Consider the following 25,276-nt stretch of genomic DNA (forward strand, 5'->3'; position numbering starts at 1 on the left):
CCGGCTCGCGACGCCCGGCACGGCACCCCGCCGCGTTGTCGCATCACCCGAGTACGTCCAGTACGAGGGCGATCCTCCGCCTTGCGATGCACCGCACCGGACGCCGCGAGCCTCCCGGTAAACCTTTCCGGCCACAGCACTGGACAGTGGCCGCGGCCCGGTCGAACACGGCCCGATCCGACACCGTCCGAAGCAACCCCACCGTCCCATCGATCACCGCCCGCCCGAACACCGTCCGGCCGGCGATCGTCCGCACACCGAGTCCGTGGGCGGATCCTTCTCCCGCGTACCGCGTCGTGTCCGACGTTCGCGTTCGTGCGCCCGTACGGGTGCCGCTGTGCCTACGCCCCGATGCGGGCGATCAGCACGCACGCGTCGTCCAGGCGCTCGGCGCCGCCGAACTCCGTGACGACCGTGCGCACGCACTCCTGCGCCGTACGGGCCCGCGCGAAACGCGGTGCCAGCGCGAGCAGGGCGTCCGGGCCCGCACCCCGGTCGCTGTGACGGTTCAGTCCGTCGGTGTGGAGGACCAGCACATCGCCGGGCAGCAGCTGAGCCTCGTCCCGCTCGTAGGCGACACCCGATGCCGCGCCGAGGAGGACCCCGTCGGGCGACGGCAGCGGGCGCCCCTCGCCGTTGCGGAACAGCAGCGGTGGGGGGTGTCCGGCCTGCGCCCAGGCGAGGGTGCCGGTGGCCGGATCGAAGCGGCAGCAGACGGCGCTGCCGAGGGCCGGCTGCACGGAGGATTCGAGCAACCGGTTGAGGTGCCCCATCAGAGCCCCGGGCTCGACACCGGCCACGGCCATCCCGCGCAGCGCTCCCAGGAGCATCGCCATGGCGGAGGCGGCCTCGACGCCGTGCCCCGTGAGGTCGCCGACGGTGAGCACCGTCCTGCCGTCGGGCAGTTCCAGGGCGTCGTACCAGTCGCCCCCGATCAGGGAGCTCGACTCCGACGGGAGGTAGTGGGCCGCGACGTCCAGCGCACCGGCTCCCCGCGAAGGAAGCCGCAGCGGGCCGCGCCACGGAGGCAGTACGGCCTCCTGGAGCTCGACCGCCATCCGGCGCTCGGTGCGCGCCATGTGCTGCCTGCGCCGCAGCGCGTCGCGGGTCCGGAGCACCGCCTGCTCGTTGTGCCGCAGCTCGCTCACGTCCCGCAGCACCGCCCACATCGAGGCCGTGCAGCCGTCCGTGTCGAGCACCGGCTCGCCCATCATGTGGAGCGTGCGCGTTCGGCCGTCGGTCCGCAGGATGCGGAACTCCCCGTCTATGGGCCTGCCGTCCACCAGGCAGTCCGTGACCAGGGCGGTCAGGAGGGGCTGGTCCTCGGGGAGCAGCACGGACGGAAGCTCGTCCAGGGAGAGAGGGCCCGCGTCGGGAGACCTGCCGAAGATCTGGAACAGCTCATCGGACCAGGTGACCTCGTCCGTCAGCAGGTCCCACTCGGCGCTGCCCACCCTGCCGATGAGCGAGCCGCTCCCCGGCGGGGCCGCCCCACCGTGCGGAGCGGTCCGGGAGGGAGTCTTCACGGACGGCTGCCCGGGGGGGCGCGGAGGGTGCGGCGCGTCGGGCCCGAGGCCCTCCCTCAGCTGTCCCAGACGGGTGCCGAGGTCGTCGAGATGGTGGACCGCCAGTTCGCAGAGCGCCCGTTGCCAGCGCGTGTGCGGGTCCTCCTCGTCGACGAGGACCGCGTCGCGGCGCACGGCATCCACCTCGCCGCGCAGCTGCCGGGCGCGGTGGATCAGTGCGTCGACGGCGTCACGCTCGTGCGGCTGGGGGGCGGGGCGGTCCGCGGACAGAGGGGACGGCATCTCGTACTCCGATACAGGCGCGGCGCGACCAGGTCCGAAAGGTGGACCGGAGACGACTGTGGCACAGGCCGCAGGGGCCCGTAAGGGATTTGGCAACACTCGATACGTTGTTGCTTCTGGCATATGCCATGGGCTGCGCGTGGCGTCGATTCGTCGAACAGCCTTTCATCTGACGGAAGTTGAAGCTCGGGGGTGGATGCGCGTCGCGCCGTGCGCGCGCAGGTTGTGCGCCCAGCTCGTGTGGTGTGCGCGGGGCGTGCGGGGGCGCGCGGGCGCCTGCCCTCGCGGTCCGGCGCCCGTCGCCGAGGGGGTGATTCCAGGAGCGAGTCAGGATGGTTTACCGTTCACCTATGTGGGATCGCGCAACGCGCCCACCCTTCGACCGCCCCGGCCGGAAACCCCCGATCCGGCCGGGGCTCCCCCCCGCTCCGCGGCCCGGCCGGAGTCCCGGCCACCGCCCACGCGTGGCGTCCGTACCGGCACCGGGGCGGGCTCAGCCGCCGGGCCGTCGCCTCGGGGCCGCCTCGATCAGCAGCGCGCAGGCCGCGGGCACCACCGCCACCAGGGCCGCCGCCTCCGGCCTGAGCCGCACCGCCAGCGCGGTCACGGCGGCGCCCACCACGACCGCCGCCAGCCGGCCGGCCACCCAACGATCCTCCCGCCGCCACGACCGCGACGCCGCGCGTCCGACGAGGGACGTGAGCGTGCCGGTGAAGTAGTTCGTGGGCGTCGTGAGGACGCGCCCCTGGACGCCCATGGCCGCGGCGACGAGAACCAGCGGCCCGACCCGGCCCCCGGCGGACGTGAGCGGACCCGCCCCCCACAGCGCCGCGCCCGCCGTCAGCAGCACCACCTCGACGAGCAGCGTCATCGGCAGGGGCCATCGCAGCCGCGTGGTCAGCCACGCTCCGCACGCGACCCCCGAGCCGTACGAGACCAGAGCGGTGATCACCCCGAGTGCCACGCCGTGCTCCCCGACGCCGACCGCGGAGGCGCCCAACAGCACGAGGTTTCCGGTCATCACCCCGGCGAAGACCTGCCCCAGACAGACGAAGGCGAACGCGTCGGTCGCCCCCGAGGCGGCCGACAGGAGCAGCAGGGCACATTCCGTGCGCGGATCGCGCCCGGTGGGGAACGAGACGGTGGACACGCCTGCATTCTCGGTGCGGCCGTGCCGGAAGGCGACGGAACGCCGCGGGCGCGGCGTGCCGTGCTGTCGCGCGCTTCCGCTCCCCGGCGTGTCCGGCCGTTCGTCGGCGGTCGACGGTCGGCGAATTCGCTGTCCCGATCCTCCGCGGGCGGGGCAGGATCGGAGGATGACATGGACAGCACCTGATGTGGAGCGCGTATCCGGTCTTCTCGTGGCGGGCGAACGGGAGATGCTCACCGGCTATCTGGCGTGGTACCGCGGCACCCTGCTGCACAAGTGCGCGGGGCTCACCGGAGAGCAGCTCGCGCGGGAGACGGTGGAGCCGTCGAACCTCACGCTGCTCGGACTGATCCGCCACATGGCGAAGGTCGAACGGGTCTGGTTCCGGCAGCGGTTCGCCGGTCAGACCCTCGACCCCATGTACGACCCGGGGAAGGGGAAGGACGCGGACTTCGAGGACCTGGACCCGGCCCGCGCTTGCGACGACTACGACCGCCTCGTGGAGGAGTGCCGGCTGGCCGAGGCGATCGTCGCCGACGCCTCCCTGGACGACACCTTCACCCATGCCGGCGAGCTGTACTCGCTGCGCATGGTCCATCTGCACATGATCGGCGAGTACGCGCGTCACATCGGCCACGCCGACCTGCTGCGCGAACGCATCGACGGCGCGACGGGGTGGTGACGCGGCGCCCGTGACGAGCGTCGCGGGGGAGGTCGCGCCGGGCCGTGTCCTCGAACCGGCGGCACGGTGATCGGCCTCTGCCCGGCCTCGTTCCCGAGGGCGCCGGTGCATGTGTCGGCGCCCGCAGGGCGGACGTCCGGGAACCCGCGCCCTGGGCGAGGCCCCCGGAAGCGGGGCGACGGGCGTTCGGGATGTCCGGAAGCGGCCCCCGTGAACTCTCCGTCGGCCGCAACCCTTGACGGCGGCCCGGCGATGGTTATGGTCTGGTCCAAGTGCAAGGCCGCCTGACGGGCGCTCGCGACCGCGCGGCGTGCGTTCCGGTGGGCCCTGCCCCGCCCTTCGCGCCTCTTGGCCCCACACCGGAGAGGCCGGCCTGCCGTCGTCGGGCCCCCACGGCCCGGGCGCGCGCAGCGACGCCTCATGTGAAGGAGAAGCATGCACGCGAAAAGGAAGACAGCAGCAGTCGTCGGAGCCGCGCTGGCGCCGGTTCTGGCCCTCACCCTCCCCGCGGGCTCCGCCGACGCCCACGGATACATCTCGTCGCCGCCGAGCCGTCAGGCCCAGTGTGCCGCCGGGACCGTGAGTTGTGGAGAGATCAAGTATGAGCCGCAGAGCGTGGAAGGCCCCAAGGGGCTGACCAGTTGCAGCGGCGGCAACGGCCGGTTCGCCGAACTCGACAACGACTCCAAGGGGTGGAAGGTGACCCCGGTCGGCCGGACCCAGTCGTTCCAGTGGGTCCTGACCGCCCGGCACGCCACGAGCACCTGGCAGTACTTCGCCGGCGGCCGGAAGATCGCCGAGTTCAACGACAACGGGGCCCAGCCGGGTGCGACGGTCACCCATCAGGTGAGCTTCGGCGGACTGACCGGCAAGCAGAAGGTGCTCGCGGTGTGGAACATCGCCGACACCGCCAACGCCTTCTACGCCTGCATCGACGTCAACGTCGGCTGACCGGGGGCCGGAACGCCGGGGTCCCGGCCGTTTCCCCGGTTGTCGCGCACGCACGGAACGGTTGCCGTGAACACACGGGACCCCGGCCCGATTCCGGCGGGCCGGGGTTGTGTGTGGGGTGAGCGGTCGGGTCAGTAGTCTTCGCCGAAGCCGCCCTCGTCGCCGCCGAAGCCGCCCTCGTCGCCGCCGAAGCCGCCCTCGTCACCGCCGAAGCCGCCCTTTTCGCCACCGTGGTGGCGGTGGTGGTGGATCACGCGGAAGCTGGCGACGACTCCGTTCTTGACGTGGACGCCGCCCTTGACGTGGCCCGGACGGACGCCGTCGCTGGAGCTCCACGGTCCGACAGTGGCGATGGGGGCGCCGTTGTCGCAGGTGACACCGCGGAAGACCTCGACGGTCTTGTGGCTCTCGTTGCGGATGTTGAGGGTCCTGGATCCGAGCCCACTGATCACGGTCACGCAGCCGCCGCGCTCGTCGGCGAAGACGCGCTCGTTGATGAGGATGCGGCCCTTGTGGTGGTGGTGCCGGTGGTGGCGCTTCTTCTCGTGGCCGCCGCCGTGGCCGCCGCCGTAGTTCTTGCCCTCGTTGCCCTTGCCCTCGTTGCCCTTGCCGGCGTCGCCGCCGTTGAGGGCCATGGGGGCGGCCTGCTGGACGATGGGGGCCGCCTGGGCCGGCTCGGAGGTGGCTGCGGAGGCGTAGGTGATACCAGTGGCAGCCAGGGCCGCCGCGGCCGCGACGGCACCGGTAACAACGGTGGAACGGGTAACCATGTGACTTCTCCTGTCTCAGGGAGGCCGGCTGAGCAGTCGGCCCGTGATTGAACGTACTGACGGTCCCCATACCTGTCATATCGGACACGTTGCCGTGCGCGGCCGGAACGTCTATCGGGGTACACGACCTACGCCAAATGCTATTTCCGGATAATCCGACAAACGCTCAACTCCCCTGAAAACAGGAGCCCTTGATATTTCGTTGGTCCGTCCGGGCGACTTCCTGAAACCCGCTCACCCCCGCGACAGCGTGTCTTTCGTTGACACGCCCGGGAAAGGTGTCCGTCGACTTGGCGGTGTCGGTTGCTCGCGCCTCCGACCTGCTGTTTCGGAGTGTTGTGTTGTGTTGTGCCGCCCGGTGGTCCCTCCGCGGTGCTGTGTCGGCGCGGTCGGGGCCGCCCGCGCCCCGGACGGTGCCCCGTCCCGGAACGGTGTCGTTCCGGGCGCCGTTCAGCCGGGGAACTCCGTGCGCTCCCACCACTCGTAGACGGGTAGTTGGCCCTCCGGGGTGTCCTGACGGCGTGTGGTGACCCTGAAGTGTTCGTATCCGCCGCGGAACGGGACCTTGAGGTCGTTCCCCGGGGTGGTGAGGGGGACGATGCGCTCCGGGAGGTCGTCGGGGCCGCCTTCGAGGAATGCTTTGAGTGTGTTGGTCATGCAAGGCAGTTTCTCCGGTGGCCGGTCGGGCTCCTCCGTGACGCGCCGACACCCTGTCCGCCCGGGCGATGTAAACTTCTCAACAAGTTGAGGAGTATGTCTGAGGGGTGTGCGGGTGCTCCAGATCCGGATCGGCGCGGAGCGTGCCGTGGAGGCAGGCGACGGCCCGGCGCGAACCGCTCGCGGGTGGCGTCCCGGCATGAGCGAGGACGAGGCGTGGGAAGCCGGTCGGGGCGTCTGGAAGTTCAACGCCGACCGGGCCCTGTCCCAGAGCGAGGCGCAGATCATCAACGCCGCGGGCACCGTGCTCGCGGTGGCGAGGATCACCGGCATCTCCAAGCGCGGCGATCGCTACGCGCTGGAGGGCGAGCTCCTGCGCGGTGATCCGCGCGTGGGACGCCCCACCCCGAGCCCGCATCTGTCCCGCAATCCCGTCACCTACATCTGAAGGGTCTGTCCGGTGAGTGATTTCGACGCGATCGACTCGCTGCTCGCCGCCGTCGGCCCGGAAGCGGAGCTCCCGGCCGCCGAGGTGCGCCGCGCCCTGCGCGAACGGGCCCGGCTGTCCAGGGCGCAGGTGGCGCGGGCGCTGGGTGTGGGTCCGTCGACCGTCGCCGGGTGGGAGAGCGGCCGGGACCCGTCCGGGGAGACACGCGCCAAGTACGCGTACCTGCTGGACGGACTGAGCGCCAAGCTCGGCACGGAGCCCGGCCCCTCTGCCGCCGGCCCCGCGCCGGCCCCCGGGCCCGCCGTCGGATCCGGGACCGGGGACGAGGACGTGTCCGAGGGCGGCGCGCCCCCGGCCGGGGAACGGCCCGCGGCGCACGGCGCGGCGGATGCCGCCGTTCCCGCGCCGGACCCCGGCCCGGCGCCCGACGAGGTGGAGCCCCTGGACGCCGCCGAGCCGTGCGTGCTGTGCGGGCATCCGGCCACGCAGCGCGTCGCGGGCTTCGCCCAGCACCTGGACGCGGCCGACTGCCGTCCGGCCGCCACGACGGCCGGACCCCCGGACGTCGCCCCCGCCCGGGCAGCCCGACCGCCCGTCCACCGGACGCCGGAACGCTCCACCGCCCCCGGTGCGGGAGCGTCGTCCACGACGGGCCCGTCGAGGCGTTCCGGATCACCGGCCCGACGTGCCTTCCAGCAGCAGGCCGGCCCGGCCGCCCTGATCCACGAGGCGGTCCGGGGCGCGCTCGCCGAGCACCGGGGCGACATCGACGCGGCCGTCGCCGCCCTGTCGAAACGGGCCATCCCGGACGCGATGCGCCTGCTGGACGAGACCCGCAAGGGTGCCCGCTACGACGTGATCGCCCATCCCTGGATCCCCGACATCCTCAAGAAGCAGACGTCCAGGGGGGCCGACCAGATCTGGGAGGCGCGCCCGAAGTGGACCCGGCACGAACTTCCGACCGGCCGCCACGAAGTGACGGCGCTCGACATCAACGGCGCCTATCTCTCCGCCCTCAAGACACATCTGCCGTTGGGGCAGCTGGAGCATTCCACCGGCTTCGCCCACGACCGCCGCCGTGCCGGTGTCCACCTGATCACCCCGCCGGCGTGGGAGCACACGGCGGTGCTGCCCAACCCGATCGGCAACCGTGACGAACCCGGACCGCTATGGGTGACCGAACCGACCCTGCGCCTCCTGCTGCGGCTGTCGGGTCCGAAACATGGGCTGTGCGAACCACCGGAGATCCACGAGTCGTTCACCTCCGGAGCCACCGAGAACCTGCTGGAGAAGTTCCGGGTCGCGCTCAAGGAGGCCAGGGACACGGCGATCGCCGCCGACGACGAGGTGACGCTGGAGTACGTGAAGGCGATGTACTCCAAGTTCGTCTCCACCATGGGGGAGTCGAACTACAACCGGGAGCTGTACCGGCCGGACTGGATGCACATCATCCGCTCGCAGGCGTTCGCCAACCTCTGGATGAAGGCCCTCAAGGCCCATGAGGACGGACTCGCCGTCGTACGGGCGATGGGCACCGACGAACTGCACGTCATCGGCGACTGGCGGCGCGTCTTTCCCGAGGGCCGGCGTGCCAGCGAGGTCAAGGTCAAGGACACCTACACCGTCGGCGACGACGGGGTGGGTCCCGAGGACGCCGACGACTTCGAGGACGGCATCGGATAGGGGAGGGGCGCAGGACGCGGGTGACGGGGTGCTCCCCGTCGACGGCTCACCCCTTGACGACGCCCAGCGGCACCAGGTGGGCCACCGGCCGGGCCAGCCCGGCGCCCTCGGTGGCCTCCACCACCGCGTCCACGTCCTTGTACGCCTCCGGTGTCTCCTCGGCGAGACCGCGCCACGACGAGGGGCGCACGGCGATGCCGCGGGCCTCCAGTTCGTCGCGCAGCCGCTCACCGCGGACCATGCGCAGTGCCTGGTGACGGCTCCAGACCCGGCCGGCTCCGTGGCAGGCGGAGCGGAACGCGTCGTTGCCGGGCAGGCCGACCATCACATACGAGCCGGTGCCCATCGTCCCGGGGACCAGCACCGGCTGGCCCGCCCGCGCGAGGTCCTCGGGCAGTTCCGGGTCGCCGGGCGGCAGCGCCCGTGTCGCCCCCTTGCGGTGGACGCACAGGGAGCGCCGCACACCGTCCACCTCATGGGTCTCGATCTTGGCGGTGTTGTGCGAGATGTCGTAGACCAGGTCCAGCCCCGCCCCGGTGGCCGTGGCGAAGGCGCGACGGGCGGCCTGGGACAGCAACTGCCGGTTGGCCCGGCCGTAGTTGGCGGCCGCCGCCATCGCCCCCAGGTAGGCGCGGCCGCGCGGCGAGTCGACCGGGGTGCAGGCCAGCTGCCGGTCCGGGACCCGGATGCCGTGCCGGTGCAGTTCCTGGTCCATCACCCGGACGTGGTCGGTGCACACCTGGTGCCCCAGGCCCCGCGAGCCGCAGTGGATCATGACGCACACCTGACCCGTCCGCAGCCCGAAGGCCGCCGCCGTGACGGGGTCGTGGACCCGGTCCACCGCCTGGACCTCCAGGAAGTGGTTGCCCGACCCGAGACTGCCCACCTGGTGCAGTCCGCGTTCGACGGCCCGCGAACTCACCTCTCCCGGCGCGGCGCCCTCCAGGACGCCGTGGTCCTCGCAGCGGGCGAGGTCGCGCGGCACTCCGTGACCGTGTTCGACCGCGTATCGCGCCCCGCCGACCAGCAGTTCGTCCATCTCCGCGGTCCCCGACAGCTCCCACAGGCCGCCGCGTCCCATGCCGCGCGGGACGGTGCGGTCGAGAGCGTCCATCAGCCGCCGCATCCGGTCGTGGTCGAGCGCCTCGCGGTCGATCCCCGCGGCCAGCAGCCGGACGCCGCAGGAGATGTCGAACCCGACGCCGCCCGGTGAGACGACCCCGCCGCGGGCGATGTCCGTGGCGGCCACCCCGCCGATCGGGAAGCCGTAGCCCCAGTGCACATCGGGCATGGCGAAGGAGGCGCGCACGATGCCGGGCAGCGTCGCCACGTTCGCCACCTGCTCCAGCGCCTTGTCCCCGGACGCCTGCGGCAGCAGCGCACGGGAGGCGAACACCACCCCGGGCACGCGCATCGGCTCCCGCTGTTCGATCCGGAACCGGTACGGGCTCCGCTCCGCCAGTGCGATCTCCATGGCCCTCACCTCCGGTCGGTGGCCGGCCCGCGTTCAGACGTCGAGGGTCACCCCGCAGGCCCAGCCGTCGGGGTCGTGCCGCAGCCGCAGGTCGTGCAGCGAGACGGCCTTCGGTACGGCGCCGACCTCCCGGGCGGTCCCGGCGTCGGCCATGCGGAAACGGACCAGCGGTCCCGGTCCGCCGCCCGCCGCCCGGGACGCTCCGGTGCCCGTGTCCGTCCCCACGTCCGCGTCCACCTCCACGTCGAGCGGGATCTCCCCGTGGGCGTCCAGCCGGTAGACGACCTCCTCCAGGACCGTCACCAGCAGGTCCTCGCCGGAGCCGGCCGCGACCGGGCAGGTGCGCTCCCCGACCGGCGCCGCGCCCGACGTGTCGGCGAAGCTCTCCACCATCGCGCGCACGGCCTCGGCCACACAGTCCCCGGCCGTGGGGGCCCATGCCTCCACCCGCAGGTCCGCGGTGTGCGGCAGGGTGCGGTGGCCGCGCGCGCCGGGGCGGCGCGGTGCCACGGGTTCCCGACCGTCCACGGCCGGCGCCTCCCCGTCGTCTCCGGGTACGCGGCCCGGGCCCGGCTCAACGGGCGGGGCCGCCGCTTCCTCCAGCGTCGTCCCGCACCCCGCCCCGGGGCAACCCGCGGACGGCGCCGGGCCCGTCCCGTACCCCCTCGGGCAGAGGGATTCGAGTCTGTTTCCGAGGTGCGAAGTCCTCTGGCCAATGGCGGCGAACGGCCGCCGGAACAAGGCGGGTCGGGGGACTGGTAGGAAAGTTTACTGTTCGCTAGCATTCCGGCCGGTGGCCTGGCGCGGTGCCCGCCCCACGGGCATGACGCGCTCAGCGAGAGCTCTGACCCGGCCACCTCGATGCCGCGCCCCGCCCGCACGCGGGCCGGGCGCGCGGTCATGCACCGATGCCCAGCTCTCGTCCCCCAGGCCAGGAGTGCAGGTATGCACCTGAAAGGCTCAGCTCCGCTCCCCACAGCCACCCGGCACCGTACGGTGCCCACGGTCCTCGCCGCCGTACTCCTCCTCGTCGGCGGTCTGTTGCTCGCCTGGCCCGACCGGGCCGACGCCACCGCGGACCCCCTCATCTCCGGCGGCAGGCCCGCCACCGCCTCCTCCACCGAGGACTCCGGTCTCGGCCCACAGAACGCCTTCGACGGCGACCCGGCCACCCGCTGGGCCAGCGTCGAGGGCAAGGACCCGCAGTGGATCCGCGTCGACCTCGGCGCCGCCGCCGACGTCACACGCGTGAAGCTCGACTGGGAGGCCGCGTACGCCAAGGCGTACCGGATCGAGATCTCCGCCGACGGCACCGCATGGACCCGGCTCGCCGAGGAGACGGCGGGCGACGGCGGCACCGACGACCGGCCCGGCCTGTCCGGCAAGGGCCGCTACCTGCGCGTGTACGGCACCGCACGCGGCACCTCGTACGGCTATTCGCTCCACGAGGTCGAGGTGTACGGCACATTCGCCGGGACGCCCCCGCAGACCGGTGCCTTCACCGTGGTCGCCGCCGGTGACATCGCCGCCCAGTGCACCGCCTCCGACAGCGGCTGCGCCCACCCCAGGACCGCCGCGCTGGCCCAGCAGATCAACCCGAAGTTCTACCTGACGATGGGCGACAACCAGTACGACGACGCCCGGATCTCCGACTACCGCGCCTACTACGACAAGACCTGGGGCGCCTTCAAGAACAAGACGCACCCGGTGCCCGGCAACCACGAGACGTACGACCCGGCCGGATCGCTCGCCGGCTACAAGGCGTACTTCGGCGCGATCGCCTACCCCCAGGGCAAGACCTACTACAGCTTCGACGAGGGCAACTGGCACTTCATCGCCCTCGACTCCAACTCCCTCGACAAGAGCGCCCAGATCGACTGGCTCAAGGCCGATCTGGCCGCCAACACCAAGGCGTGCATCGCCGCCTACTGGCACCACCCGCTGTACTCCTCGGGCGGGCACGGCAACGACCCGGTCAGCCGGCCGGTCTGGAAGCTCCTCCACGGGGCCAAGGCCGACCTCGTGCTCAACGGACACGACCACCACTACGAGCGGTTCGCCCCGCAGAACCCCGACGGGAAGGCCACCGCCGACGGAATCACCGAGGTCATCGGCGGCATGGGCGGTGCCGAGCCCTACCCCATCGAGGAGGTCCAGCCCAACAGCCAGAAGCGGATCAGCGGTCAGTACGGCGTCCTGAAACTGGACTTCACCGACACCGGCTACAGCTTCAGCTACGTCGGCACCGACGGCAAGGCCAAGGACACCAGCCCGAAGTACACCTGCCACTGATGTACCTGGCGACCACAGGCCGCCGGGACACGCCGGCACCGCCCCGCACCGCCGGGGCGGGCCGGCGCGTCCCCGGCACCGTCCTGGCACTCGGCACGGTCAGCCTCGTCACCGACGTCTCCTCCGAGATGGTCACCGCGGTGCTGCCGCTCTACCTGGTCCTCGGACTCGGTCTCTCACCCCTCCAATTCGGCTTCCTCGACGGCCTGTTCAACGGCGCGACCTCCGTCGTCCGGCTGCTCGGCGGACACGCGGCCGACCGCGGACACCGGCACAAGAGGGTCGCGGGCATCGGCTACGCCCTCTCCGCCCTCTCCCGGCTCGGACTGCTGCTCGCGGGCGGCGCCACCGCGGGGATCGCCGCCGCCCTCGCCACCGACCGCGTCGGCAAGGGCATCCGCACCGCGCCCCGGGACGCGCTGATCACGCTCAGCAGCAGGCCCGAGACGCTCGGCAGATCCTTCGGCGTGCACCGGGCCATGGACACCACCGGCGCCCTGCTCGGACCGCTCGCCGCGTTCGCCCTCCTCCAGGCGACCACCGGGGCCTACGACGCGGTGTTCGTCGTCAGCTTCTGCGTCGGGCTGCTCGGCGTACTGCTCCTCGTGCTGTACGTACCCGGACAGCCGGTCGTCAGCCTGCCGGAGCCCCGGAGCCCCCGTACCCGCAAGGTGTTCGCGGCGCTCCGCGACCGGGGTTTCCGGCGGATCCTCGCAGCCGCCGGACTGCTCGGCGCCGCCACCATCGGGGATGCCTTCGTCTACCTCCTGCTCCAGCGCCGGCTCGACCTCCCCGTCGGCTGGTTCCCGCTGCTGCCGCTCGGCGCGGCGGCGTGCTACCTGCTGCTCGCGGTCCCGGCCGGGCGGATCGCGGACCGGGTGGGCCGACGGCTGCCGTTCCTGTACGGGCACCTCGCGCTGCTCGGCGTGTACGCCGCGCTCCTTCTCCCGGCCGGCGGCCCCGTCCTGCTCCTCGTCGTGCCCGTGCTCGTGCTGCTCGGGGTCTTCTACGCCGGTACCGACGGCGTGCTGATGGCCCTGGCCTCACCCGTGCTGCCCGCCGACGGCAGGGCGGGCGGGCTGGCCCTGCTGCAGACCGGCCAGGCACTCGCCCGGATGCTCGCCGCCGCGGGCTTCGGCGCCGCCTGGACGGTGTGGGGACCGCGCCCCGCCCTGTGGGCGGCGGCCGTCGCCCTGCTGGTCGCGCTCGTCGGCGGCCGGGCGCTGCTGCCCCATGACCCGTCCGCCGCCGCGGCAGCCGAGCAGCCCGGAGCCCCGACCACCGAGAGGCCGACCGCATGAGCGCCGGATTCCCCGAACCCACGACACCCCTGGGCCCACGGGCCCGGATCGCCGTCTTGGTGGCCGCGGTGCTGCTCCTCGCAGGCGGATCCGTCGGCTACGCCCTGCACGCGCAGCACCGTACCCCGGCCCAACAGGCCGAAGCCGACGCCTCGTTCACTGTCACCGGGCCCGCGCTGTACTTCCGGGACACGGCCACCGGACGTGTCGCCCGCCGCCCGCTCGCCGCCCCGCCCGGCACGCGCACCCCCGGCGGTCCCGCCTGCGACCGGTTCTACGCCTCCGGCGACCACGCGGTCTGCCTGCGCGCCCGTCCCGGCGTACTGCCCAGGACGCACGCCGTCGTGCTCGACCGCCGACTGCGCGAACAGCGCCGGATCACCGTACCGGGCATTCCCACCCGCGCCCGCGTCTCCGCCTCCGGGCGGATGGTGTCCTGGACGGTGTTCGCCACCGGGGACTCGTACGCCACCACCGCCTTCTCCACCCGGACCGCGATCCTCGACCTACGCACCGGCTACCTCGTCAAGTCCATCGAGGGCATCCCCCTGACCCTCGACGGAGCCCGCTACCACGCCCCCGACGTCAACTACTGGGGGGTGACCTTCGCCCGCGACGACAACCGCTTCTACGCGACCGTCTCGACCAAGGGCCGCACCTACCTGGTCGAGGGGGACATGGCGAAGTGGTCGGCGAAGGCGCTGCGGCAGAACGTCGAGTGCCCTTCCCTGTCGCCCGACAACACCCGGCTCGCCTTCAAGAAGAAGGTCTCCGACGACCCGGCCGATCCCTGGCGGCTGTACGTCCTCGACCTGCGGACCATGCGCGAGACACCGCTCGCCGAGACGCGCAACGTAGACGACCAGGCGGCCTGGCTGGACGACGGCACGCTCGCCTACGCCCTCCCCGGCGCCGGGGGCAGGGGGAGCGACATCTGGACCGCCCCCGCGGACGGCACCGGCACACCCCGCATGGCCGTGTCCGGCGGATCGTCACCGGCGGCGGTGAGCCCGCCGGGCGACCACTGACCTGCGGCCGTGCCGTCACGTCCGCCTCCCGGTCGACGACCGGCCGACGGGCTCCGAGGCGGTTCCCCGGCACCGGGCCCCGGGGGCCGGGCCGCCCGGTCGCGGGGCCCGCCGCGCCGTGGTCCCCTGGATGCGATCACCGTTCCCCGCCGCTCCAGGGAGGCCATGGATGCGCACGAGTGACCTGACCCCGGCCGTGCTCAAGGACCTGCGTCGCCCGCGCCCCTTCCCGGCGATCTCGCTGCTCATGCCGACCCACCGGGCCAGGCCCGACAACGAACAGGACCGGATCCGCCTGCGCAATCTCCTCAGCGAGGCGGTGCGACGCCTCAAGGAGGACCCCGAGGTCGACCGCGAGAGCCGGATCCGGCTGGAGCGACAGCTCGGCGAGGACACCGTCCTGCGGCTGTTCGACGCCCAGCGCGCCGAGGACGGCCTGCTGGTGCTGCTCGCACCGGACGAGGACCCGCAGGCGTGGCAGTTCATCTCGCCGCACGACATCCCCGAACGCGTCGAGATCACGACCACGTACCTCACCCGCAACCTGGTGGCGGCCCATCTGTACGCCCGCCCGTACTGGGTGCTGGTCCTCGACCAGGAGGAGAGCAGGCTGTACCTGGCCCACGCCGGGAGCCTGACCGAGGTCACCGCCCACGGCTTCCCGGCGAAGCCGCAGGTTCCGGACCAGGCGGACGCGCTCCCCGGCCCGGCGTACGGCACGGACCGTACGGGCTACCGCGCGGCTCGTGTCGGTCAGTACGTCTCCGACGTCGAGGAGCGCCTCGCCCGGGCCATGACGGACCGGAACCTGCCCCTCGTCCTGGTCGGCAGCCCCGAGCTGACCACCGCCTTCGGAAAGATCTCGCGCCACGCCGGGGCGACGGTGGGCGGGCTGGAACTGACGGGCGCCGAGAAGCACGCCGTACCCCAGCTGGAGAAGCGTCTGGAATCCGTCTTCCGCAGGATCCGCGAGGACCGCGCTCAGCAGGCCCGCGCGGACCTGGACGCGGCGCGCGGCCGCAAGGCGTACGTCGCGGGCCTGGCGGAGGTGTGGAACACGGTCATGGACCACAGGGCCGCTCTCGTCCTCGTGGAGGAGGGCCTGCGCGCCGCGGGGCGGGCCGACGAGAACCACCAGTTGCACGTCGTCGACGTACCGGAGGGCGAACCGGCCCCCGAGGGCGTCGAGACGGACATCGTCGACAGCCTCGTCGAGGCGGCGCTGGATGCCGACACGGAAGTGCGTTTCGTCCCCGACGGCACCCTCCCCGACAGCGTCGGCATCGCGGGCACGCTCCGCTACTGAAGGGCTACCTGTCAGATCCCCGGCGAACCGCCGGGCACCTCCGCCCCGCGGGCCCGCGCACGCCCGGCCCGGGCCAGGTCCTCCAGGGGGAGCACCCCCTCTCCCCGGAACAGGCCGCGGGCCGCGGACAGACGCCGCTCGCGTGCCGGGCCCGGGGCCGTCACCTCGTCCAGGGCCCTCAGCAGCGCCCACGGGTCCGGGGCGTGGTCGGCGAGGCCGTGCGCCGCCATGCTCCGCACGCCCTCCGCGCCGTGCCCGGGAATGGGCCGGTGGCCGACCACCGGCAGCCCGGCGGCCAGCGCCTCCAGCGCCGTCTGGCCCGCCGCGTTGTCGACCAGGGCCCGGGCGACCGCCATCACGCCCCGCACGTCGTCCACCCAGCCCAGGGCGACCGCGTGCTCGACCCGGGCCACGCTGCGGCGCAGGCGCGTGTTGTTCCCGCACAACACGACCGGTCGGTACCCCGCCGAGGCCAGCAGCCCGGCGGTGTCCACCACCCGCGCGCCCGCCCCCCACGCCCCCGTCGAGACCAGCACCGGCGGACGGTCCGGCGGGCCGAGCCGACGCCGCCATTCCTCGGCCGTCGGCGCCGGGGCGTGGAAGCGGGGCGCCACCAGCGGGCCGGAGACGACGGCCGGACGCCGCACCGCCCGCCGCACCCGGTGCGCGAGACCGGGCGTCAGACAGAGGTGGAGGTCGTTGCCCGGATGCAGCCACTGGCGGTGCACGGCGAAATCCGTGATGACCACGGCGCTCGGCACGCGCAGCGCGCCGCGGGCGCGCAGACCGCCGGTGAGCTGGGCGGCGAGATGGAAGACGGGGACCACCACGTCCGCTCGCCGCCGCGCGACGAGCTCCAGCAGCCGTCGCTCCGCGAGCACTGCCAACGGGGCGCTGCCCGGGCGGGGGAGACCGTTCCTCGGGTGACGGAAGAACGTCGCGTACAGCCCCGCGTAGACGAACGGCGCGCGGCGGATGACCGTCCGGTAGAAGGCGCGCAGCCCGGCCCCGGCCCCCGGGGGCAGCAGATCGAGGACGTCGACCGTCGTCGTCCACCCTCCGCCGGCCTCCAGCCGGCGGGTCAGCTCGGCGGCCACGGTGTCGTGCCCGGAGCCCATGCCGGCGCTCAGGACGAGGAACCGCCCGGATGCCGCGCTCATCGGCCGACGGCCCGCGACCACCGGCCGGGGCGGGGCGCCACGGGGATCCGCGGCACGGGCGACCGCCCGAGGCGGGCCGCCGCCGGGGAGCGTCGCACGCGCCGCGGTGCGGGCGCACCCGGTTCACCCGGTCGGCGGGTGTCCCGGCGCGGCTCCGAACGGCCGTCCGTGTGGGCAACGGGCACCTGATCACCCCTGACGTCGGCGGCGCGCGGCTGATCCGGCGCCATGGGCACTGGGCGTGGTGGTCCCATTCTGCGGGTGCGGGCGGTGCCGTGCGGTTCAGTGAGGTGTGGGTCGCGACGGTTTTGTCCGAGCACACCCGGGCTACTCCTAACCAGACCCGGTGGCGCGAGGTCCCCGACCCGAGATCTCCGAGCGATCCCGATCCCCGGGCGGCGGCGACGACGCGCCGCACCGTGCCGACCCAGGGGAGAGACCATGCCATCTGGTCCGGGCACCGCCCACCGCGGCGTGCCGGGCGTCGACGCGTCGGACGGCCGCGCCGTCCGCGACGGCGTGGCCCTGGTGACGGGTGCCTCCTCGGGCATCGGGGCCGCGGTCTCGTACCGGATCGCGGCCGAAGGGGGCTGGCGGCTGCTGCTGGCCGGCCGCGACCGCGAGCGTCTGGAGCACGTCGCGGCGCGGACGTGCTCGACGGCGCTGTGCGCGGACCTGATGGCACCCGGCGGCACGGAGCGGCTCGCCCGCCAGGCCCTCGATCTCGCGGGCCGGGTGGACCTGCTCGTCGCCGCCGCGGGGGTCGGCTGGGCCGGCCCCTTCGACTCCATGCCGGAGGCCGCCGCCGACCGGGTCCTCACCGTCGACCTGGTGTCCGTCGTCCGGCTGGTGCGACTCCTGCTGCCGCACATGCTCGCGGCGGGGCGCGGGCACATCATGCTGATCGGATCGGTGGCCGGATCCACCGGCGTCCGCGGCGAGGTCGTCTACTCGGCGGCGAAGGCGGCGATCGGCACCTTCGCCGACGCCCTGGGCCACGAACTCAGGGGAACCGGCGTACGAATCACCCATCTGGTCCCCGGCGTCGTGGACACCCCGTTCTTCGAACGCCGAGGCATGCCGTACGCCCGTTCGTGGCCCCGTCCCATGTCACCGGAGAGGGTCGCCGACGCCGTCTGGGACGCCTACGTCTCGGGCCGTGCCGAGGTGTACGTCCCCGGCTGGCTGCGTCTGCCCGGATGCGTACGTGCCGTGGCCCCCGGGCTCTACCACCGGCTCGCCGCCCGCTTCGGGTGAATCCGCCGGTACGCGTGGACGTCCTCGCCGTGACACTGGCGCTGCTGGCGGCTCTCGCCAACGGCGCCGCCTCCGTGCTGCAGCGACGGGCCGCCGTGGACCAGGCGGCGTGCGCACTGGCGGACGACGCGCCGGACGCGCACCGGACGGTGCGTCACGCGGTGCGCCGGGCGGTCCGGCTGGTGCGGCGGCCGTTCTGGCTGGCGGGCGCGTCGGCGCTCGGACTGTCCGCCCTGCTCCAGGCGGCGGCGCTGGCGGTCGGCAGCATGGTGGTGGTGCAGCCGCTGATGGCGAGCGAGCTCCTCTTCACGCTCCTGATCGGAACCGTCGTGTTCCGCCAGCGCCCGGGCGGCAGGACCTGGCTGTCCTTCCTGATGCTCGGCGCTGGTCTGACGCTCTTCCTGACCGCCGCCGGGCCGTCGCCGGGCGAGTCGACCGGAGAGGCCGGCACCTGGCTGTTCGTCGGAGCCTGTGCCGCGACGGCGGTGGCCGCGCTGCTCATGGTCGCCCGAGGCGCCCGCGGCACCGCCCGCGTCGCCTCGCTCGGCTGCGCCACGGCCGTCTGCTTCGCCTGCACCGCCGGGCTGGTCAAGGAGACCGCCGGCCGGATCCAGGACGGGACGGCGGCGGTCCTCACGACCGGCTATCCGTACGCGCTGTGCGTCGTCGGCCTGCTGAGCCTGGCGCTGCTGCAGAGCACCCTGCACGCCGGGACGCTGGCCGTCTCGCAGCCGGCGCTCACGCTGGGGGACGCGCTGGTGAGCGTGGTCCTGGGCGCGGTGCTGTTCGGCGAGCGGATCGCACTGGAGGCCCACGTGCTGCAGGCCGTCACCGGCGCGTGTCTGGTGGCCGCCGGGACCGTGGGCCTGTCGCGGTCCCCGGCGGTGGCGGAGCACTGGGACACGACGGCGACGCCACCGTGCGAACACCCCACCGACCGCGACCGATAGCCCGCATCGACGGAGGGACGAGTACCCCATGAACCACCGGCACCTGCGCGTCCCCGCCGCGGCGCGCGCCCCCCTTGCGGTATCGGCACTGGTGCTGACCGCACACCTCGCCCCCGCCGGCACCTGGCTCGCGGGCCCGCGTCGGACCTGCTTCCCCGCCCTGGCCGGTCTCGGCCGCCCCCACCACATCGCCCTGACCTTCGACGACGGACCGGACCCCGGCTCCACTCCGTTCTTCCTCGACGCACTGGAACGGCTCTCCGCGCGTGCCACGTTCTTCGTGCTGGGGGAGAGGCTGTTGCGCCACCCGGGGCTCGGCCGCGACATCGTCCGCCGCGGACACGAACTGGCCGTCCACGGCTGGACGCACAGCCGGCCCTGGCTCCCCGCCGCGGGCCGGGACGCGCGCGAGATCTCCCGCGCCGCGGCGGCGGTGCACCGGGTCTCGGGCGTGCGGCCGCTGTGGTACCGGCCGCCGTACGGCATCCTGACCGGTGGGCGCTGGGCGGCGGCCGCGCGCTGCGGACTGCGCCCGGTGCTGTGGTCCGCCTGGGGCCGGGACTGGGCCGAGGACGCGACGGCCGAGGGAGTCCTGACCACCGTGCGCCGCGATCTGCGGGGCGGCGGCACGGTGCTCCTGCACGACGCCGACCTGTCGGCGTCCGGCCGCTGGCGGCCCGCGCTCGCGGTGCTGCCCGGCCTGATCGGCCAGATCCGTGCCGCGGGCCTGACAGTCGGCCCGCTCGCCGAGCACGGCCTCGCGCCTGCCCGTCCCCGCGACGGCGCCTGACGGGCCGTACGGTCCCCGCCACCGGACCGGGCGGGTCGCGGGGGCTGTCGGAGCCGGGGTGTTCGTACCGGACGTCCACCCGGGTGGGCGGGACGGGGGCGGCACCAGGCACACTGCAGGGGTAGCAGTCTGACCACCAAGAGGGATCACGCATGATCACGCTGAAGAAGGAAGACGGCCCGGCCGACCTGGACGGGGTGACCCATCTGTCCATCGGGGTGTCCTGGGACCCGACCGTCGGGAGCAGTGGCGGGCTGTTGGGCAAGCTCCGGCAGAAGGTGGGCACCGACCTCGACCTGATCGCCGTCGCCATGCAGGGGGCGGAACCGGTGCGGCTGGCCGGGCTGGACTCCCTGGACCCCATGGGCAACGGCTCGTTGCTCCACAGCGGGGACAACCAGACCGGGCGCGGGGACGGCGACGACGAGACCGTGACCGTCGAATTCGCCCGGATCCCGTCCAACATCACGTCCATCGTGTTCATCGCCGCGGCGTACAAGAAGCGCAGCGCCTTCCAGAACGCGCGCAACATCAGCTTCAAGGTGTACGACGCGACGGGCGGCAGCAGCCAGCAGGTCGCCGACATCTGGCCGAGCCTGCTCACCAACGACAACGGCTGCGCCGTGGCCAAGGCGATCCGTGTCGGCACGAGCTGGAAGCTCGAAGTGATCAACGAGACCGGGAAGATCAAGCAGGGGGACGAGCGGGACCTGATGCGTTTCGCCGTCAGCAAGTAGCCCGAGTGCCCCGCCCCGGCCGGGACGTCCCGTTCCGGCCGGGGGCGGGCCGGGGCGTCGGTCGCCCCCGGCACGGCGCCGTCCCGGGGGCTGCCATGAGGAACCCGTGCGGTTCGAACTCCGGCGGGCGGGCGAGGCCGACATCACCCTGTGCGCCGAGGGCGCCCCGGGGCGTTCGGTCCGGGACCTGCTCGATGACGACGCCTCACTGATCCACGTCTTCGACGCCGACGGCTGGGAACTCGCGATGGCCCGGCACCATGCGTACATGGGGGTGGGGACCCTGCCGCCGCGCGTGAGCGGGACGGGGCAGGCCGTGGAGGGCGGCGGTCGGGGGTTCAGGAACAGTGTCCACCCCGTCGCATATCGCCGCACACCGCCGTGACCGTCACCGGCGTCCGCCGCCCGTGCCGCGCCGCGGTCGCCTCACCCGTGCCCGCCGCCCTCGGCCAGCCGGATCCCGGTGACCAGATGGGGCCGGATGTGGACCGCGCACTCCATCATCCGGTCCGACCAGGGCCGGATCAGCCGCTGATAGCGGATCAGGGCGTCGGGATCGGTCACCGGCCGGCAGTAGCCCGTCGCGACGACGCTCCACCCCAGATGGGTCAGCGGATCGATGGCATCGGCCTGATAGGCGACCACGACCCCGCGGTCGCCGTGGTCCCGGGTCTGGGCGAACAGATCCGAGTCCTGATGGGTCCGGATGACGATCCGGCCGCGGTCCAGCACATGGTTCACCGGCCGGATCGCGGGCAGCGCCTGCTGGGTGAAGACGATCCGTCCGAAGGACACCTCGCCGAGCAGCCGGAGGGCCTGAGCGCTCGTCAGCTCGACGGTCCGGCGCGGCCAGGTGGCCTCGGGGCCGTGGGACACGGTTCCCTCCGGTCGGCCGTGCGCGGCCGGGCCCGTGATCACGGGCAGGGGTGACCGGGGCGGCGGCCGGTGACCTGTATGGCTCATGACTGACGACCTGCGTGGCTCATGGGGCGGCCTCGTCTCCTGATGTGCTCGTCTGCCGTACGAGTACATCGTGTGGCGCTCCGCCCCGCCAGGGCCGAACGGCCCAGGGCCGAACGGCCCTAGCGGGGTCGATCCTCCGCTGGGTTCACTTCGGTGGTTCGCATGCCCGGCCCGGTCCGACGGCGGCAACCGGGGGCCGGGCCGCGGTATGCGGAGTGTTCGGTCGGGTCGGTGGTGCACAGGTGCACAGAAGGGGTACGCGGTGATCGCGGTCGTCGGACACAGGGATCTCGACAGCGGAACGCTGGAACTGGTGGAGGCGGAACTGAGAGCACGGCTGGACTGCCTGGCGGAGGGCGCGGCCGCGCTCGTCCGCGCGGGGGCGGGCCTGCCCCTGGTGTTCGGGCGCGCGGTCCGGGCGGCCGGGCGGAGACTGACGGTGCTGTTGCCGGCCCAGGGGGCGGTACCCGCCGTGCTGCCGGAGCGGGACCGGCGGGCCGCCGGTGAACTGCTGGTCCTGGCCGAGCACGTGCGCCTGCTGGCCTTCGACCCGGCCGACCGCGACGCGTGCGTCGGCGCGGACGAGCGGCTGGTGGCGACCTGCCGCTCCGTGCTCGCCGTGTGGGACGGCTCGCCCTCCGACGGCCGGGACGCCACCGCCCATCTGGTCGCGTTCGCCCGGGCGCGGGGCATCCCCGTGGACATCGTGTGGCCTGACGGCTGCGTACGACGGAGGCCGGCGTGAACACATCGGTGCAGCGGACACGGACGGCGGACCCCGCCGACCGGAACGTCCGCGACCACGGGCCCCGTCCGGCCGACGGCACAGCGGGCGACCACGGCGCACGGGCGGACGACGACCCGCCCGGGACGGACGCGCCCCCGGAACGGGTCGGCGCCCGGCCCGGGTTCGGGTGGCTGCTGGTCGTCACCGCGGCCCTCGGGCTGCTGGGCTCCTTCGTGATCACCATCGACAAGTTCGAACTGCTCGCCGACCCCGGCTTCGTCCCGGCCTGTTCACTGAGCCCCGTCGTCTCCTGCACGGACGTGATGCGCAGTGAACAGGCATCGGTGTTCGGCTTCCCCAATCCGCTTCTCGGACTGATCGGCTTCGGGGTGGTGATGGGCGTCGGCGCGGGTCTCCTCGCGGGTGCCCGCTACCGGCGCTGGTACTGGCTGGGCCTGAACCTCGGCACCTTCCTCGGCGCCGTGTTCTGCATGTGGCTGATGACCCAGGCGCTGTACGACATCGGCGCGCTCTGCCTGTGGTGCATGCTCGTGTGGGTGGCGACCGTCTTCATGTTCTGGCACACCACCGTGCACAACCTGCGCCACGGCGTACTGCCCGCCCCGCGGGCCGTCGTCGCGGCGGTACTGGAGTTCCCGCTGGTGGTGCCCGTGACCTGGTGCCTGGTCATCGTCATGCTGATAGCAACCCGGTTCTGGTCGTACTGGGCGTCATTTCTGTGAACGACGCCTCGAGCGCGCCCGCGACGGCATCGCGTCCCGGTCCGACGACCGGGACGCTGCCGGTGCTGTCGTGATGGACACACGCGGCCGGAATCCCGGCGGCGGCGAGCCGGGCCGAGACCGCCCCCGTCGCGTCCGGCGCGGAGACCTCGGGGGCCAGCGCCAGGAACACCTGCTGCCGGACGAGGTTCCCGGAACTGCGCCCCGGCACGCCGCACAGATTCCGCAGTTCCTGGTCCGTGAGAGGACCGGTGGGAGGGAGCACGGTCAGCCAGGACCGCCCGCGCCGGAACGAGTCCAGATACGCGGCGTCGTACATGCCCTCGTCCGCCCCGCCGTCCAGCAGCAGCCGCACCCGGTACGCCCGGGACCGTTCCGCGTCGACCTGCTGGAGCAGCGCCTTCATCGGGGCCCAGCCGGTGCCCGAGGCGATCAGCAGGACGTCGGCGGACGGCGTGTGGCCGGGCAGCGCCAGCCTGCCGCGCGGCGCGCCGAGGCGTACGGTGTCGCCCTCGCGCGCGTGGTGCACCAGCGCGTCGCTGACGCCGCCGGCGCCACGGGCCCGTACGTGGAACTCCAGTTCGCCGTCCGGGTGCGGCGCGCGGGCCAGGTAGTACGGACGCCACGCCTGCTCCAGCAGCGGCGACTCCAGGGACGCGTACTGCCCGGCCGTGAAGGCGTACGGCTGGTGCGGGCGCACCCGCAGGACCGCGAGGTCCGGGGCACGCAGCTCGTGCGCGGTCACCGTCGCGTTCCAGCTCGACGGTTCGGCGATCGCCTCGTCGGCGCCCTTGACCATCGCGGAGACGGCCAGCCGCAGCATCCGCAGCCAGGCGTCCTCCAGCAGTTCGGTCCACCGGGAACCCGCGCGCATGCGCAGTGCCTCCAGCAGTGCCGTCTCGAACGCCTCGAAGTGCGCAGGACGCACCCCGAGCTTGCGGTGGTCGCGCCCCAGCTGCACGAACCTGCCGATCGTGTCGTCCGTGCGGTGCAGATTGCCGATCAGGTAGCGGAAGATCTCGACGAGATGCGCCTGCTGGAACGCCATCGACTCGGGGAACAGCGACCGCAGGTACGGGTGCCGCTCGAACATGGCCCGGTACAGGTCGTCGATCAGCCCCTCCAACGGGCCGACCAGCGGCAGGCAGTCGAGGATCAGCTGCTGGTCCGCCGTTCCGTCGTACGCCTGCGGGCGCTCGGCGCGCCGCGCTGCGTCGTCCGTACCGGTCGGGGAGAGGATGCGCCGCCTCAGCCGCATCGCGTCGTGCCGCGCGAGCAGTGCGTGGTAGTCCTCGCTCGGGGTGTTCATGGACCGGTGACTCCTTGGGGCGGTGCGACGAGGGTGGGTGCCGAAACCGGGCGGAATGACGTCGGCGGCGCCCGGATGATCTCGGCGGCGTCAGTATGGCACCGCCATCGACTCGCCGACCGGCCCTGGTCACAGGGCCTTTCGGCCCTGTTCAGATGTTGTTCACCATGCTTCGCAACCCCGGCGCGGGGGTCGCCGGAGGAACGCACATACTGGTGGGCGTCCGCCTTTTCCCCGAGCCGATCGAGCATGGTGTGAACGACTTCGCGAAGTCCCCGCTGAACACGGATCCGTCGCGGTCCGCCGACCCCGTGCGCGTCTTCATCCTCGACGACCACGAGGTCGTACGGCGCGGCGTGCGCGATCTGCTGGAGGCCGAGGACGGCATCGAGGTGGTCGGCGAGGCGTCGAGCGCCCGCGAGGCGCTGGCCCGGGTACCCGCGAGCAGGCCCCAGGTGGCCGTGCTCGACGTACGTCTCGGCGACGACCCGCGGGGCGACCAGGCCGGGATCGAGGTGTGCCGGGAACTGCGCGCCCTGATGCCCGGCCTGGCCTGTCTGATGCTGACGTCCTTCGACGACGACGAGGCGCTGTTCGACGCCATCATGGCGGGCGCGGCGGGCTATGTGCTGAAGCAGATCAACGGCGCCGACCTGATCGCCGCCGTCCGCACGGTCGCCTCCGGCACGTCGATGCTCGACCCGCGCACGACCGCGCGCGTGATGGCCCGGCTCAGGGGCCCTGGGCACGGCCCCGCCGAGGAGCCGGAGCTCTCCGAACTGGACCAGCTCACGGCCAGGGAACGCCAGATCCTGGACCTCATCGGCGAGGGTCTCACCAATCGCGAGATCGCCGAGCGCCTCTTCCTGGCCGAGAAGACCGTCAAGAACCGCATCTCCTCGATCCTCGCCAAGCTGGGCGTGGGCCGCCGGATCCAGGCCGCGATGCTCGTCGGCCGGCTCAAGGACCGTCAGGGCGCCGAACAGATCCGGCGCGGCTGAGGACCCTCCCACCGCTGCCACCGGGAGCCGGCCGACGCCGGGCCCGACGCAGACCCCGGGGCCGGGCCCGGCGTGCGCCGCCCGCTTCC

At 73.2% G+C, this 25,276-nt stretch carries 25 protein-coding genes; 16 read left to right on the forward strand and 9 right to left on the reverse strand.

Annotation, left to right across the window (positions count from 1 at the left end; all coding sequences use genetic code 11):
- Window positions 1-341: 341 nt before the first annotated feature.
- The gene (locus tag AMK22_RS35505) at window positions 342-1,808 is read right to left on the reverse strand and encodes a PP2C family protein-serine/threonine phosphatase (RefSeq protein ID WP_073791725.1); all 1,467 of its coding nucleotides are present in this window, start codon (window positions 1,806-1,808) and stop codon (window positions 342-344) included.
- Between the two features lie 493 nt (window positions 1,809-2,301).
- A complete protein-coding gene (locus AMK22_RS35510) occupies window positions 2,302-2,958 on the reverse strand; it encodes a YoaK family protein (protein WP_073791728.1) in 657 nt (218 codons plus the stop codon).
- Between the two features lie 166 nt (window positions 2,959-3,124).
- Here AMK22_RS35510 and AMK22_RS35515 point away from each other — a divergent pair, with 166 nt between their 5' ends.
- Window positions 3,125-3,640: a DinB family protein gene (locus AMK22_RS35515; RefSeq protein ID WP_073791729.1), complete on the forward strand. Its 516-nt coding sequence runs from the start codon at window positions 3,125-3,127 to the stop codon at window positions 3,638-3,640.
- Window positions 3,641-4,075: 435 nt separating this feature from the next.
- Window positions 4,076-4,591, forward strand: a complete 516-nt coding sequence (locus AMK22_RS35520) for a lytic polysaccharide monooxygenase auxiliary activity family 9 protein (protein WP_073791731.1) — start codon at window positions 4,076-4,078, stop codon at window positions 4,589-4,591.
- A gap of 131 nt (window positions 4,592-4,722) precedes the next feature.
- Here AMK22_RS35520 and AMK22_RS37945 read toward each other — a convergent pair whose 3' ends face one another.
- Window positions 4,723-5,361, reverse strand: a complete 639-nt coding sequence (locus AMK22_RS37945) for a hypothetical protein (protein ID WP_107430717.1) — start codon at window positions 5,359-5,361, stop codon at window positions 4,723-4,725.
- Between the two features lie 450 nt (window positions 5,362-5,811).
- Complete coding sequence (locus AMK22_RS35530; protein WP_073791732.1) at window positions 5,812-6,018, reverse strand: DUF5988 family protein; 207 nt, start codon at window positions 6,016-6,018, stop codon at window positions 5,812-5,814.
- A 199-nt stretch (window positions 6,019-6,217) separates the two neighbouring features.
- Here AMK22_RS35530 and AMK22_RS35535 point away from each other — a divergent pair, with 199 nt between their 5' ends.
- Window positions 6,218-6,466, forward strand: coding sequence for a hypothetical protein (locus AMK22_RS35535; protein ID WP_242434302.1), 249 nt, complete (start codon window positions 6,218-6,220; stop codon window positions 6,464-6,466).
- A gap of 12 nt (window positions 6,467-6,478) precedes the next feature.
- Window positions 6,479-8,149: a helix-turn-helix domain-containing protein gene (locus AMK22_RS35540; protein ID WP_073791734.1), complete on the forward strand. Its 1,671-nt coding sequence runs from the start codon at window positions 6,479-6,481 to the stop codon at window positions 8,147-8,149.
- Between the two features lie 46 nt (window positions 8,150-8,195).
- Here AMK22_RS35540 and AMK22_RS35545 read toward each other — a convergent pair whose 3' ends face one another.
- Together AMK22_RS35545 and AMK22_RS35550 are read right to left on the reverse strand one after the other, a co-directional pair.
- The gene (locus AMK22_RS35545; RefSeq protein ID WP_073791735.1) at window positions 8,196-9,623 is read right to left on the reverse strand and encodes an RtcB family protein; all 1,428 of its coding nucleotides are present in this window, start codon (window positions 9,621-9,623) and stop codon (window positions 8,196-8,198) included.
- Between the two features lie 33 nt (window positions 9,624-9,656).
- Window positions 9,657-10,151: an archease gene (locus AMK22_RS35550; protein WP_073791737.1), complete on the reverse strand. Its 495-nt coding sequence runs from the start codon at window positions 10,149-10,151 to the stop codon at window positions 9,657-9,659.
- A gap of 417 nt (window positions 10,152-10,568) precedes the next feature.
- Here AMK22_RS35550 and AMK22_RS35555 point away from each other — a divergent pair, with 417 nt between their 5' ends.
- The 4 genes from AMK22_RS35555 to AMK22_RS35570 all read left to right on the forward strand — a co-directional run bounded on the left by AMK22_RS35555 (window position 10,569) and on the right by AMK22_RS35570 (window position 15,550).
- On the forward strand, window positions 10,569-11,915 hold the full coding sequence (locus AMK22_RS35555; protein WP_073791739.1) for a discoidin domain-containing protein: 1,347 nt from the start codon (window positions 10,569-10,571) through the stop codon (window positions 11,913-11,915).
- Entirely contained in the window at window positions 11,915-13,216 is a 1,302-nt protein-coding gene (locus AMK22_RS35560; protein WP_073791741.1) for an MFS transporter, read from the forward strand. The genes AMK22_RS35555 and AMK22_RS35560 overlap by 1 nt, the downstream gene beginning before the upstream one ends.
- The gene (locus AMK22_RS35565) at window positions 13,213-14,244 is read left to right on the forward strand and encodes a TolB family protein (protein WP_073791742.1); all 1,032 of its coding nucleotides are present in this window, start codon (window positions 13,213-13,215) and stop codon (window positions 14,242-14,244) included. The genes AMK22_RS35560 and AMK22_RS35565 overlap by 4 nt, the downstream gene beginning before the upstream one ends.
- A gap of 169 nt (window positions 14,245-14,413) precedes the next feature.
- The gene (locus AMK22_RS35570) at window positions 14,414-15,550 is read left to right on the forward strand and encodes a baeRF3 domain-containing protein (RefSeq protein WP_073791744.1); all 1,137 of its coding nucleotides are present in this window, start codon (window positions 14,414-14,416) and stop codon (window positions 15,548-15,550) included.
- Between the two features lie 11 nt (window positions 15,551-15,561).
- On the opposite strand, the gene AMK22_RS35575 is transcribed toward AMK22_RS35570, so the two are convergent.
- Window positions 15,562-16,710, reverse strand: a complete 1,149-nt coding sequence (locus tag AMK22_RS35575; RefSeq protein WP_073791746.1) for an MGDG synthase family glycosyltransferase — start codon at window positions 16,708-16,710, stop codon at window positions 15,562-15,564.
- Between the two features lie 441 nt (window positions 16,711-17,151).
- Here AMK22_RS35575 and AMK22_RS35580 point away from each other — a divergent pair, with 441 nt between their 5' ends.
- The 5 genes from AMK22_RS35580 (at window position 17,152) to AMK22_RS35600 (ending at window position 20,829) form a co-directional block, all read left to right on the forward strand.
- The gene (locus AMK22_RS35580; protein ID WP_073791747.1) at window positions 17,152-17,967 is read left to right on the forward strand and encodes an SDR family NAD(P)-dependent oxidoreductase; all 816 of its coding nucleotides are present in this window, start codon (window positions 17,152-17,154) and stop codon (window positions 17,965-17,967) included.
- 14 nt (window positions 17,968-17,981) lie between these two features.
- Window positions 17,982-18,917 (forward strand): DMT family transporter, encoded by a 936-nt coding sequence (locus AMK22_RS35585; RefSeq protein WP_073791748.1) that lies wholly within the window; start codon window positions 17,982-17,984, stop codon window positions 18,915-18,917.
- Between the two features lie 28 nt (window positions 18,918-18,945).
- Window positions 18,946-19,707 carry a polysaccharide deacetylase family protein gene (locus tag AMK22_RS35590; protein ID WP_073791749.1) on the forward strand — a complete coding sequence of 254 codons (762 nt, stop codon included), beginning with the start codon at window positions 18,946-18,948 and terminating at the stop codon, window positions 19,705-19,707.
- 152 nt (window positions 19,708-19,859) lie between these two features.
- Window positions 19,860-20,444 (forward strand): TerD family protein, encoded by a 585-nt coding sequence (locus AMK22_RS35595; RefSeq protein ID WP_073791750.1) that lies wholly within the window; start codon window positions 19,860-19,862, stop codon window positions 20,442-20,444.
- A 106-nt stretch (window positions 20,445-20,550) separates the two neighbouring features.
- Complete coding sequence (locus AMK22_RS35600) at window positions 20,551-20,829, forward strand: hypothetical protein (RefSeq protein ID WP_073791751.1); 279 nt, start codon at window positions 20,551-20,553, stop codon at window positions 20,827-20,829.
- A gap of 41 nt (window positions 20,830-20,870) precedes the next feature.
- On the opposite strand, the gene AMK22_RS35605 is transcribed toward AMK22_RS35600, so the two are convergent.
- Window positions 20,871-21,320 (reverse strand): pyridoxamine 5'-phosphate oxidase family protein, encoded by a 450-nt coding sequence (locus tag AMK22_RS35605; RefSeq protein ID WP_242434303.1) that lies wholly within the window; start codon window positions 21,318-21,320, stop codon window positions 20,871-20,873.
- 349 nt (window positions 21,321-21,669) lie between these two features.
- Here AMK22_RS35605 and AMK22_RS35610 point away from each other — a divergent pair, with 349 nt between their 5' ends.
- Window positions 21,670-22,152: a hypothetical protein gene (locus AMK22_RS35610; RefSeq protein WP_073791755.1), complete on the forward strand. Its 483-nt coding sequence runs from the start codon at window positions 21,670-21,672 to the stop codon at window positions 22,150-22,152.
- Window positions 22,149-22,877: a vitamin K epoxide reductase family protein gene (locus AMK22_RS35615; RefSeq protein ID WP_242434304.1), complete on the forward strand. Its 729-nt coding sequence runs from the start codon at window positions 22,149-22,151 to the stop codon at window positions 22,875-22,877. The genes AMK22_RS35610 and AMK22_RS35615 overlap by 4 nt, the downstream gene beginning before the upstream one ends.
- On the opposite strand, the gene AMK22_RS35620 is transcribed toward AMK22_RS35615, so the two are convergent.
- Window positions 22,828-24,186 (reverse strand): globin domain-containing protein, encoded by a 1,359-nt coding sequence (locus AMK22_RS35620; RefSeq protein ID WP_073791756.1) that lies wholly within the window; start codon window positions 24,184-24,186, stop codon window positions 22,828-22,830. The two genes, AMK22_RS35615 and AMK22_RS35620, sit on opposite strands and share 50 nt — an antisense overlap.
- A gap of 167 nt (window positions 24,187-24,353) precedes the next feature.
- On the opposite strand from AMK22_RS35620, the gene AMK22_RS35625 reads away from it, so the two are divergent.
- On the forward strand, window positions 24,354-25,187 hold the full coding sequence (locus tag AMK22_RS35625; RefSeq protein WP_079186582.1) for a response regulator: 834 nt from the start codon (window positions 24,354-24,356) through the stop codon (window positions 25,185-25,187).
- Window positions 25,188-25,276 lie beyond the last annotated feature (89 nt).

Origin of the sequence: Streptomyces sp. CB01580 (genome assembly GCF_001905795.1) — a bacterium.
In the GTDB taxonomy this organism is placed as follows: domain Bacteria; phylum Actinomycetota; class Actinomycetes; order Streptomycetales; family Streptomycetaceae; genus Streptomyces.